The organism is Microbulbifer rhizosphaerae, from assembly GCF_014191725.1.
Taxonomy (GTDB): domain Bacteria; phylum Pseudomonadota; class Gammaproteobacteria; order Pseudomonadales; family Cellvibrionaceae; genus Microbulbifer; species Microbulbifer rhizosphaerae.
On the sequence record NZ_JACHWZ010000007.1, the window covers coordinates 1 to 10,984 of the forward strand.

Below are 10,984 nucleotides of genomic sequence, written 5' to 3' on the forward strand. Positions count from 1 at the left end.
ATCAAGAGTAGTGCGGCGGCGGGCGCTTAAGGGCGCCCTGGCTAAGGGCCGCGTTCTTGACTTACCTATCCGGGGATTTGGGGGAATCGTGCAGGAAAATTTTGAATGCTGGTGGATATTTGTGACACAGATCACAAAAAATCACCCCTGCAACCCAGGATTGCGCGAATTTTGAACACCGAGTCATAAAATACCTGCCCATCAAGAGATAGCGAGGGCTGAAGTGACAAGCACCCCCAACCAACCTACTCATCAAGTGGCATTTTAAGAATGCTGGAACCCAGCAGTCCCCAGGGTCAACCCTGAGCGCTAGCCGTTCCGGAGCCGGATATGTAGAATGACTCCCATTGACAGGAGAGCTTTCATGCCCACACAGACAAAAGAAGGCCTGGACGCGGAGGAGCTATTTCATTGCGCCTTAGAGGCCAGTAATCGCAAACAGCACGACCAAGCTATAGAACTTTTAAAGCGCAGTATCGATCTTGAAGATCATCCGGCAAAGCGCTTGGTATTGGCTGCAGAACACGCTGAAATCAAGATGTATGACCGTGCAATTGCAGGGATGAAATCAGCTATCACTATGGCCCCCCAGTTATGGGTTGCTCACTTTCAACTAGGGCAACTCTATCTTATAACCCAACAGCTTGACGAAGCCAAAACTGTGTGGCAACACTTGATGAATACAAATGAAGCTCCCAAATATTTTCAAACCCTTGCACAAGGGCTGCTTGCCATAACTGACAACAAGATAGAGGAAGGTGTGGAATGGTTGAGGCAAGGGATCGGGGAGAATACTGAAAATCCGGCGCTAAATGGAGATATAGAACGCATCATCGAAGTCACCCTGAACCCCTCCAGCTCCGACGAGCAAGAGGATGACAAAGCACAAGACGATGATAGTGCGGTCAATAAAATGCTGCTGTCCCGCTATACCCAACATTAATCGCTATGAAAATCGACGGAAACAACACTTCAACGAAACTACTTCTGGAAAAACTACAAGCTTCAGCCAGGAAGAAAAAATCAAAAAGCGGGGGGCACAGCCACCGCAGCGAAGCAAATACCAAAACCGACGGGGTCAACCATCTAGTAATAAACAATGTTCTTCAGCTACACGAGCAGGGAGCGGATTTAGAAACGCTTAAAAGAGCTTTTATCAGTACCGTATTGACGAATGAGTTTGATCAAAAACTTTCGCCCGAACAATTACTCTCTATGGCGGAATCGGCAATAATAGCTTTCACGTCTGATAAAAATTTGAACAGCAAGCTTGATCAATTGATATTAGACCTCACAGAGGTTAATTCGAAATAGCTTTGTGCAAAATGCTCAAAGATTAACTTTTTCACATCGTCTCTGTCGAACCGCTTCAAACAGGCATACACCGGTAGCTACCGAGACATTCAAACTGCTCACCTCCCCCGCCATGGGGATCCTGATCAGGTGGTCACAGTTTTCCCGCGTCAGCCGGCGCAGGCCGGAACCCTCGGCGCCCATCACCAGTGCCATGGGGCCTGTGAGCTGGCTCTGGTAGATATCCTGCTCTGCCTCGCCGGCGGCGCCGAAAATCCATATTCCCGCCTGCTGCAACTGCTGCAATGTGCGCGCTAAATTGGTGACGGTGACAAAGGGCAGCACTTCCGCGGCGCCGCAGGCGACTTTTCTGGCGGTGGGCGTGAGGCCGGCGGATTTGTCTTTGGGGGCGATTACGGCGTGTACGCCGGCGGCCTCGGCGGTGCGCAGGCAGGCGCCGAGGTTGTGGGGGTCGGTGACGCCGTCGAGGACCAGCAGGAACGGCGCCTCGGATTTCTGTTCCAGTTCCTGCAGCAGTTCTTTCAAAAAACGCTCATCGTGGACTTTTGTTTCGCCGGCGCACAGGGCGATCACGCCCTGGTGATTGCCTTCATCGCCGACCTTTTCATCCAGGGTGCGGCGGTCGACAAAGCGCAGGGGAATATCGTTTTGTTCCGCCTGTTTGAGAATTTTCTGCAGGCGCTGGTCTTTGCGGCCGCGCAGCAGGAATAGCTCCTGTACTTGTTGGGGGGAGCTTTTCAGCAGGGCCTGTACGGCGTGGAGGCCGTAGATGTTTTGTTTGGACATTGGTGTTATTTACTGACGATGTGGCGGGGTGGGAATGCCCTCTCCCCCGGCCCCTCTCCCGCAAGCGGGAGAGGGGAGCTAATCTTTCAGGCTTTGTAGCGCTTATCCACCCTACAGCTTTCCCGAATCCCGATATTACTTTTTCTTCTTGCCCTTAGCGGCTATTTTCTTCTTGCCCTTGCCGTTTTTGGCACCGGCCTTTTCCGCTTTTTGTGCGGCTTTGCGCGCGGCTACCGACGGGCGCTTGCCACCCTTGCGGGTTGGGGTACGTTTGGGACCGCGCTTTTTGCGCGGGGCTTCCCCCTCTTCCGGGGCGGGTGTTTTTTCCGGCTGGGCCACTACCGGTTGCGCTTCGGTGGAGCCGACTTTGCGTTTCCGGAAGGGCGTCGCCTTCCCCGGGATTTCCTCGCGCCTGGCCCAGGGGCTGGTCTTTCCTTCCTTTCCTTTCGGGGTTTTTCCGGCGGCGTCTCTACCTCGCCTTTCGCGCTCTCGCTGGTGCTCCAAGGCCATTTCCATAGCGCGCGCACTAATCTGCGGATTTTGTTCGGTTTGTCCGGCTTGTTCGGTTTTTTTTTAGTCTTGCTCAGCAACTCGCCGAAAGCGAAGTCCACCTTGCGCTCTTCGAGATCCACCCGCGCCACCTGCACGGTGACCAGGTCTCCCAGGTGATACCGGGCGCCGCTGCGCTCGCCGATCAGGCGCTGGTGGGCCTGCTCAAAGCGGTAATAGTCCTTGGGCAGGGCGGTGACATGGACCAGGCCCTCCACGTAGAGGTCCTCCAGTTCCACGAACAGGCCGAAGCCGGTGACGGCGCTGATCACGCCGCGGTAGACCTCGCCGACATGGTCCTGCAGGTATTCGCATTTGAGCCAGCTGACCACGTCGCGGGTGGCGTCGTCGGCGCGGCGCTCGGTCATGGAGCAGTGCTCGCCCAATTGGATCATGGCGGGCATATCGTAAGGGAGGATGCGCTCCCGCGGCAGCGCCTTGGCCCCGGGCTCTACGTGGACCTTTTTCGCCACCATGCGCTCGTTGGCGCTGCCATTGCGGACCAGCCAGCGCAGGGCGCGGTGCAGCAGCAGGTCCGGGTAGCGGCGGATGGGGGAGGTGAAGTGGGCGTAGGCGCGGTAGTCGAGGCCGAAATGGCCGCGGTTTTCCGGCTGGTACACCGCCTGGTTCATGGAGCGCAGCAGCATCATCTGAATGATGTGCGCGTCCGGGCGCCCCTCCACGGATTCCAGCAGTGCCTGGAAGTCCTTGGGCTGAGGTTCGGCGCCGCCGGGAAGGCGCAGGCCCAGTTCGCCCAGGTACTCGCGCAGATTGCTGAGCTTCTCCTCCTTGGGGGTATCGTGCACCCGGTAGAGCATTGGCAGCTCCGACAGCTCCATCAGTTCCGCCGCACACACGTTGGCGGCGAGCATGCACTCCTCGATCAGCTTGTGGGCGTCGTTGCGCTGCACCGGGACTATGCGCTCGATCTTGCGGCTCTCATCGAAAATAATCCGCGTCTCGGTGGTTTCGAAGTCGATGGCGCCGCGGCGGTCGCGGGCCCCGCGCAGGGCTTTGTAGAGGTCGTGCAGGTTATCCAGGTGCGGGGTGAGCGCGGCGAATTGCTTGCGCAGGCCGCTGCTGCGCTTGCCGCGCTCCTCGATCATCTGCCCCACCTGGGAGTAGGTGAGGCGCGCGTGGCTGCGCATCACTCCCTCGAAGAAACGGTAATCGAGGATGCGGCCGTCGACGTCGATGCGCATCTCGCACACCATGCACAGCCGGTCCACGTCGGGATTGAGGGAACAGAGACCATTGGACAACTTCTCCGGCAGCATGGGCACCACGAAGTCCGGGAAGTAAACCGAGTTGCCGCGGCTGTGGGCCTCTTCGTCCAGGGCGCTGCCGGGGCGCACATAGTGGGAGACGTCGGCGATGGCCACCAGCAGTTTCCAACTGTCGTCCTTTAACACCTCGCAGAAGACAGCGTCGTCGAAGTCGCGGGCGTCCTCGCCGTCGATGGTGACCAGCGGCAGCTGGCGCAGGTCGACCCTGTGGACCTTGTCCTCCTCTCTCACCTCGTCGGCAATGGCATCCACTTCGCTCTGCAGTCCCGCCAACCAGGTATGGGGGATACCGTAGTTGCGGATGGCGACGTCGATTTCCATGCCCGGCGCCAAGTGGTCGCCGAGCACTTCCGTTACTTCGCCCTGGGGCAGGCTGGTGCGGCTGGGCTGGGTGACGATACCCACCACCACATACTGACCGTGACTGGCGCCGGCGGTCTTGTCCGCCGCCACCATGATGTCCAGGTTGATGCGCGGGTTGTCCGGACGCACGAAGCAGATGCCGTTCTCGCGAAACAGGCGCCCGGCCAGCTCCCGGGTGTTGTGCTTGATCACCCGCACCACCGCCGCCTCGCGCTTGCCTCGGAAGCCGCCGGGGGTCTCGCGCACCAGCACTTCGTCGCCGTCGAACACCTTCTTCATCTGGCGGTGGGAAAGATAGAGGTCGTCGCCACCATCCCTGGGAGAGACGAAGCCGAAGCCGTCCCGGTGGCCGATGACACGACCGCGCACCAGGCTCATCTTGTCCAGCACGCCGAAGTCGCCGGAGCGGTTGCTGGCGATCTGGCCGTCGCGGGACATGGCGATCAGGCGCCGACGCACCCCCTCGCGGCGGTCTTCGTCCTGGATATCCAGGGCGTCGGCCACCGTCTCCCAGGATACCGGGCCCGGCTGCTGCTCCAGCAGCTGCAGCAGGTACTCGCGGCTGGGGACGGGTTTTTCGTATTTCTCGGCCTCGCGCTCGGCGTGGGGATCGGCCTGGGTGTGGTGTGTGGGTTTCTTTTGAGTCAAAGCAGCATCCGTTGTTCGAGGTGACCGCCGGTCTGCGGCGGCTCCCCGGACAGGGCCCGGGGATTGGTAGATTGCGACACGGGGCTCGGCCGATAACGGCGCCAAGGGCCGCGGCAGAAGGTCGCATTGCTGGCAGTATAAGCCATTTCCCGCCCTATCCCGACTCCTGCGAACGATGACGAAACAAACGCAAATTGGCCGTTGACACCCCTGGGGCAAATCTCTATAGTTCGCGACCTCAACGGGGCACACCGTTGAATTTGCCCAGGTGGCGGAATTGGTAGACGCGCTAGCTTCAGGTGCTAGTGGCCTTACGGTCGTGGAAGTTCAAGTCTTCTCCTGGGCACCATATTCAAAAAGGCCGACTCGCGAGAGTCGGCCTTTTTTATTTGGCCCTCGCCACCACTAAGCCAAAGCCCGGGCGGCCCCGCTGCCGGAGGCCATTCGGGAAAAAGCCTGATCGGCGAACATTTCCCAAACAGCCACCGGGGATCAGGGCCTTCGCATCGAACTCCGGTATTCTTCTCCGCCCCCCGGGTGTAGTCACTGACCCTCACCGAAACCCCGCACATCATCATCCGGTGTTGCGCATCCCCGCAGCGATTCCCGCGATGGTTACCATCAACGCGCTTTCCAGAACCGGATCGGTATCGCGCTCACGCAGGCGGGCCATCAGTTCCGCCTGCAGCAGGTGCAGCGGATCGGTATAGGGATCGCGCACGCGGATCGACCAGCGCATCACCGGGTTGTTGTCGAGGAGGCTGTCGTGGCCGGTGAGGCGGTGCAGCGCTGCCACGGTGTCGGCCAGGTGCTCGCGCAGTGTGTCGCCGAGGCGGATCAGCTCCCCCTCATCAGTAAGCCGCTCCTCGTACCAGGACGCGACCCGGGTGTCGGTCTTGGCGAGCACCATCTCAAGCATATCCACGGCGCCCTGAAAGAAGGGCCACTGCTCGTCCATCGCGCGCAATATTTCCGTTTCCTCGTCGCTGGCCAGTGCGCTTTCCAGCGCCGCGCCGGTGCCCAGCCAGGCGGGCAGCATCAGGCGGATCTGCGTCCAGGCGAACACCCAGGGAATGGCGCGCAGGGTTTCCACCCCGCCGCCGGGTTTGCGCCGCGCCGGGCGGCTGCCCAGGGACAGGCGGCTGAGTTCGGTTTCCGGGGTTACGGTGCGCAGGTAGGCCACCAGTGCCGGGTCGTCGCGCACCACTTGGCGGTAGCCGTCCACCGACACTTCGGTCAGGCGATCCATTTCCGCGCGCCACTCCGGGCGCGGCTCCGCCGGCGGCATCAGCGTGGCTTCGAGGGTGGCGGCCACGTACTGCTCCAGGTTGTAGGCTGCCAGCGAGGGACGGCCGTATTTGACTCGGATCATTTCGCCCTGTTCGGTGACGCGGATGCGGCCGGCCACCGAGCCCGGCGGCTGCGACAGCAGCGCCATACGGGTCGGTGCCCCGCCCCGGGAAATGGAACCGCCGCGGCCGTGAAACAGGGTCAGTGGAATACCGTGCTCGCGGAAAATCGCAGTGAGCTTTTCCTGGGTGCGGAACTGGGCCCAGGCGGCGCCGAGGAAGCCGGCGTCCTTGGCGGAATCGGAATAGCCGATCATCACTTCCTGACCGCCGCTCACACGCTGTTTGTACAGCGGAATATCCAGCAGCGCGCGCATGGTGTCGCCAGCGTTGTTGAGGTCATCGAGGGTTTCGAACAGCGGTACCACGCGCATCGGGTGGTGCACACCAGCGATCTTCTGCAACAGCTTCACAGCGAGTACATCGGAAGACGTCCTCGCCATGGAAATCACATAGGCGCCGAGCCCTTCCGGGCCCTGCTCGGCGATCACCTTGCAGGTGTCCAGCACTTCGCGCACGTCTTCATCACAAAGATCGCTGTGATAGAAGGCCTCATCCACCAGCGGACGCCGGCTCTCCAGTTCGGTGAGCAGGAACTGCTGTTTCTGTGCCTCATCCCAGTCCGCATAACCACCGAGGTCCAGGTAGCGGGTGATGGCGTCCAGCGTGTCGATATGGCGGGTGGACTCCTGGCGGATATCCAGGCGCAGCAGTGTGATGCCGAAACAGTTGAGCCGGCGCAGCGTATCCTTGAGCTGGCCGTCGGCGACGGCGGACAGGCCCACCGCGCGCAGGGAGCGGTCTATCAGGCTCAACTCGTCGAACAGTTGCCGGCCGCTGGTGTAGCCCTCGCCTTCCGGTTCCGGGCGGGCCGCCACCCGGGCTTCCATCCGCGCCCGGGTGATGCGCAGGCGCTCGCGCACCTCGCGCAGTACCAGCCGGTAGGGTTCGTGGCTGGGGCCGGTGCGTTCCAGCAGTTCGTCACTGGCCCGGTGCATGGACAGGTCCGCCAGCAGGTTTTCCACATCCCGCAGGTACAGGTCGGCAGCCATCCACCGGGCCAGCAGCAGCACCTGGCGGGTCACGGCGGCGGTGACATTGGGGTTGCCGTCCCGGTCCCCGCCCATCCAGGAGGCAAAACGGATCGGCACCCAGTCCGCGGGCAGCGGTTCCAGGCCGGCCAGGGCCAGCTCCGCTTCAATCTCGCGCATACCCCGGGGCACCGCCTGCCAGAGGGACTGCTCGATAGTGGCGAAGCCCCATTTGGCCTCGTCCACCGGTGTCGGCCGCTCGCGGCGGATTTCGTCGGTACTCCAGGCGGAGACAATCTGTTCGCGCAGGTGACGGCGCAGATCCTGCTCCTCTTCTTCGGTGAGATCGGGCCGGTCCAGATCGGTGAGCAGGTCGGCGATCCGGTCGTACTTGCGAATCAGGGTGCGGCGGGTGACCTCGGTAGGGTGGGCGGTGAGCACCAGCTCCACGGACAAGTCTTCCAGCACCGACTTGACCTTATCGTCGCCGACGCCGGCTTTTTTCAGCTCCGCCAGCACCTGGCGCAGGCCTCGGTCCGTATCCGGGTCGCCGGGATAGCGCTGGTGATGGCGGTGCAAGCGTTCGCGGTGGCGCTGCTCGGCGATATTGGCCAGATTGAGGAACTGGCTGAATGCCCGCGCCACTTCCAGCAGTGTTTCGTCGTCGAGCGGGTCCAGCAACTGGCGCAGGCGCTTCACCGGCATCTCGCCCTGGCTGCGGCTTTCCACCGCGGCTTGGCGGATGGTTTCAACTGTATCGAAAAGTTTCTCGCCGGCCTGCTCCCGCAGTACCGCGCCGAGCTCCTCGCCGAGCAGGCGGACGTCTTCTCGTAGAGGGGCGTTTTGATCCCGATTCACGGACTTTTTCTCCCGGGTGGAACGATTTGGCGCATTTTCGCATATATCCACGGAGAGGGATCGCTCCAGGTGGCTCAAAAAAATTATGGACGGACCCAACGCCCGCAACCAGCCGGGTTGAGCTTGTGATCACAACCACTACGCGTCGAGCGAAACGAGCACATCCAGATGATCCCGCCTCCTTTTGGTAACAGCACAGCATCACATGCGATTACAGTCGCGACTTAGCGCTGACCACCCCCCCCAATAACTACTCCAATGTTCTGAAGTGAGTAGCAACTGATTTCTCTAGTTCAAAGTGGGATTTACCTCACTAATTGCGGCTGCGTTGGTGGATATGGCATTTGCCAATGGGTAAAATCCGTTTTGAATAGCCACGGGTGTGGCAGGGAAACTGCCAGGGAATTGAGGTATGCCTGCCAGCATAGTGGCCATGCGAACAGCTAGGCTAACTACATCCCCTCCCAGATACGGCCAAGCCGGTTCCCCTGGTTGCGATCGACTGCCGATAGCGGGCACCCTGCCCGCAGTCAGCCCAATTTACTGAGGCTGAAAAATATGCAGTTTAACCATATAAATCGAATAGCTTCCCTGAATTAAAAAAAGCAAATACCGAGCCATCAAAGAATACCGTACAGCAACACTATCGAACGGACCCCATACAATCAGTTGAAAAGGAATAGCAATGATCACAACCAGTAAAAACATCAGCCAGGGGCTTGCGGGCCTTACCGGAAAATTACCCGTGCTACTTTTGACCGCAACGTTGGCGGCCTGCGGGGGCGGGGGTGGCGGCAGTGACAATGGGGGCGGCAGCTCGAGTAGTAGCAGCTCCAGCAGCAGTAGTTCCAGCAGCAGTTCCGGCGGCGACGTCGATACGCAACCTCAAGCAGCCGACGACACTATCACCGGCAACGAAGATACCGACATTGTTATCGATGTACTGCAAAACGACGATCTTGGAAGCGATGGAATCAGCACATTGGTGGTGAAGACATCTCCCCAATACGGCCAGGCGACGGTTAACGACTCCGGCACACCCGATGACGCGAGCGATGACACTATCACCTATGTTCCCAGTGTAGACTTCAACGGTGAGGATAGCTTTACCTATGAAATCTCCGATACAGATGGAGACGTCTCCGAAGCGACGGTGACGGTAACGGTCACACCCATCGCCGAGTTGTCAGCGAGCGCCGAGGCAGGTGGTGACGGCACAAATCCGAAAATGCTGAAGATAAGCTGGACGATCGATGTGCCCGTCGACCACTATCGCGTTGAAGTCAACCCGGATGGGAGTTCCGGTTTCACAGACTCAGGTCTTGAAGTCATTGCAGGCGACCAGACTGAAGTGGAAATCGAGGTTCCGTTGCACCTTACGCTCTGGGATAAGGCTCGCCTGCAGCTTATTGCACTGGACCAGGATGAGCGCATTATTGAGAGCTCGAATGAAATCGCCTTGGATGGCGTGGATACGAGGTCCATGATTGGCTATTTTAAGAGAGCCTTACCCGAAACCGGAGATAACATACCAGAGAACGACGACTTGGTATTTGGCTCAAGTGTTTCACTTTCCGCTGACGGTTCGGTTATGGCTGTAGGGGCGCCCGCATACGGAGAGTGGGATATAGGTGGCGTGTATATGTTCCACAAGACGTCGAACGGCTGGACATCGTATTTAAACGGTGGAACTCTGCCGTTACAGAGCAGTGATTTCACCCGCAGCAATGACAATATCGGCGAGACGCTGTCCCTCAGTGCGGATGGAAAGTTTCTCGCGGTAGGTGTCCGATACTCAAACAGAACGCCCACTGGATCGGATGCAACTGACCACGGCGCAGTTCACTTCTTCGCTTATAACGAAAGCGCAGAGGAAGACATGCGCTGGGAATCTATCTGGGAAGACCCGAACCCCGTCGAAGACGGAGAAGGGTATGGAAAATCGATAGCTTTGTCTGCCGATGGTCACACTTTGGCGGTCAGCGCCGGCGAAAAATCTTCCAGCGATCCTGCAAGAGTAGACGTTTTAAAACTAGACAATGACGGTTACATCTTAACGAGGGAAACTATATACACCGATGAGACTGCATATTATTTGAGTGTCGCTGTTTCTGAAGATGGCAGCACCATAGCGGTTGGCAATCTCTACAAGGGTAGGGCTTATCTTTACAGTTCGGCAGACAATTACTCTACTGCACAAGTTGTTACTTCTGATCTCATAGATAACGCCGATGGTGATGCTTTTGGTGCCGATGTTGTTTTATCCGGTGACGGAAAAACACTGGTGGTAGGAGCCATTGCAGATGACACATCCGGCGCAGGTATTGATATTACCCCTGACGACCTTCTAGAGGATTCTGGGGCTGCATATGTGTTCGAAAGAACTGAGGATGGATGGGAGCAGGCGGCCTATATAAAACCATCACACCCTGAAGCAAACATCTATTTTGGTGAAGTATTGGCACTTTCATCGGATGGAAAAAACTTGGCCATAGGGTCTAGAGAAGGTGCCGATAGCACTGCAGGCACCGGCATCAACCCATCTCATGAGGGAACCGCAGAGTATTCCGGAGCTGTCTATACCTTTTACAAGGACGGCAACACCTGGCATCAAGCAAGCTTTGTCAAAGCGTCAAATACTGGAGTTTGGGATGGTTTCGGATATTCCATAGCACTATCTGAAGATGGTAGCACCATGGCCGTCGGCGCTCCTGGGGAGGCGAGCAATGCCACCGGGATTGGGGGCAATCAGGAAGATGACAACAACCGAGGAAGCGGGGCTGCTTACATTTACTAAAGC

The 10,984-nt window shown here is 58.8% G+C and carries 7 protein-coding genes and 1 tRNA gene; 4 read left to right on the forward strand and 4 right to left on the reverse strand.

All coding sequences use genetic code 11. From position 1 onward, the window contains the following. Nucleotides 1-364: 364 nt before the first annotated feature. Both FHS09_RS08635 and FHS09_RS08640 read left to right on the forward strand, forming a co-directional pair. Nucleotides 365-943: a hypothetical protein gene (locus FHS09_RS08635; RefSeq protein ID WP_183458821.1), complete on the forward strand. Its 579-nt coding sequence runs from the start codon at nucleotides 365-367 to the stop codon at nucleotides 941-943. A 5-nt stretch (nucleotides 944-948) separates the two neighbouring features. Continuing rightward, nucleotides 949-1,314, forward strand: coding sequence for a hypothetical protein (locus FHS09_RS08640; RefSeq protein ID WP_183458823.1), 366 nt, complete (start codon nucleotides 949-951; stop codon nucleotides 1,312-1,314). Between the two features lie 15 nt (nucleotides 1,315-1,329). On the opposite strand, the gene rlmB is transcribed toward FHS09_RS08640, so the two are convergent. The 3 genes from rlmB to rnr form a co-directional block, all read right to left on the reverse strand. Next, the gene (gene rlmB, locus FHS09_RS08645; protein ID WP_183458825.1) at nucleotides 1,330-2,100 is read right to left on the reverse strand and encodes a 23S rRNA (guanosine(2251)-2'-O)-methyltransferase RlmB; all 771 of its coding nucleotides are present in this window, start codon (nucleotides 2,098-2,100) and stop codon (nucleotides 1,330-1,332) included. Nucleotides 2,101-2,235: 135 nt separating this feature from the next. Further along, the gene (locus tag FHS09_RS08650; protein ID WP_183458827.1) at nucleotides 2,236-2,439 is read right to left on the reverse strand and encodes a hypothetical protein; all 204 of its coding nucleotides are present in this window, start codon (nucleotides 2,437-2,439) and stop codon (nucleotides 2,236-2,238) included. Beyond that, on the reverse strand, nucleotides 2,439-4,946 hold the full coding sequence (rnr, locus tag FHS09_RS08655; RefSeq protein WP_183458829.1) for a ribonuclease R: 2,508 nt from the start codon (nucleotides 4,944-4,946) through the stop codon (nucleotides 2,439-2,441). The genes FHS09_RS08650 and rnr overlap by 1 nt, the downstream gene beginning before the upstream one ends. 262 nt (nucleotides 4,947-5,208) lie before the next feature. Between rnr and FHS09_RS08660 the strand changes: the two genes are divergently transcribed. Further along, nucleotides 5,209-5,295: transfer RNA gene (locus FHS09_RS08660), tRNA-Leu, on the forward strand. Between the two features lie 225 nt (nucleotides 5,296-5,520). Here FHS09_RS08660 and ppc read toward each other — a convergent pair. Then, entirely contained in the window at nucleotides 5,521-8,184 is a 2,664-nt protein-coding gene (gene ppc, locus FHS09_RS08665; RefSeq protein WP_183458831.1) for a phosphoenolpyruvate carboxylase, read from the reverse strand. 685 nt (nucleotides 8,185-8,869) lie between these two features. Between ppc and FHS09_RS08670 the strand changes: the two genes are divergently transcribed. Then, nucleotides 8,870-10,981, forward strand: coding sequence for an Ig-like domain-containing protein (locus FHS09_RS08670; protein WP_183458833.1), 2,112 nt, complete (start codon nucleotides 8,870-8,872; stop codon nucleotides 10,979-10,981). The last annotated feature ends 3 nt before the right edge of the window (nucleotides 10,982-10,984 follow it).

Bases quoted from the DNA above. Each gene is read 5' to 3' on its own strand.
- FHS09_RS08670 (WP_183458833.1), top strand. From the start codon at position 8,870: ATGATCACAACCAGTAAAAACATCAGCCAGGGGCTTGCGGGCCTTACC.
- FHS09_RS08640 (WP_183458823.1), top strand. From the start codon at position 949: ATGAAAATCGACGGAAACAACACTTCAACGAAACTACTTCTGGAAAAA.
- FHS09_RS08635 (WP_183458821.1), top strand. From the start codon at position 365: ATGCCCACACAGACAAAAGAAGGCCTGGACGCGGAGGAGCTATTTCAT.
- rlmB (WP_183458825.1), bottom strand. From the start codon at position 2,100: ATGTCCAAACAAAACATCTACGGCCTCCACGCCGTACAGGCCCTGCTG.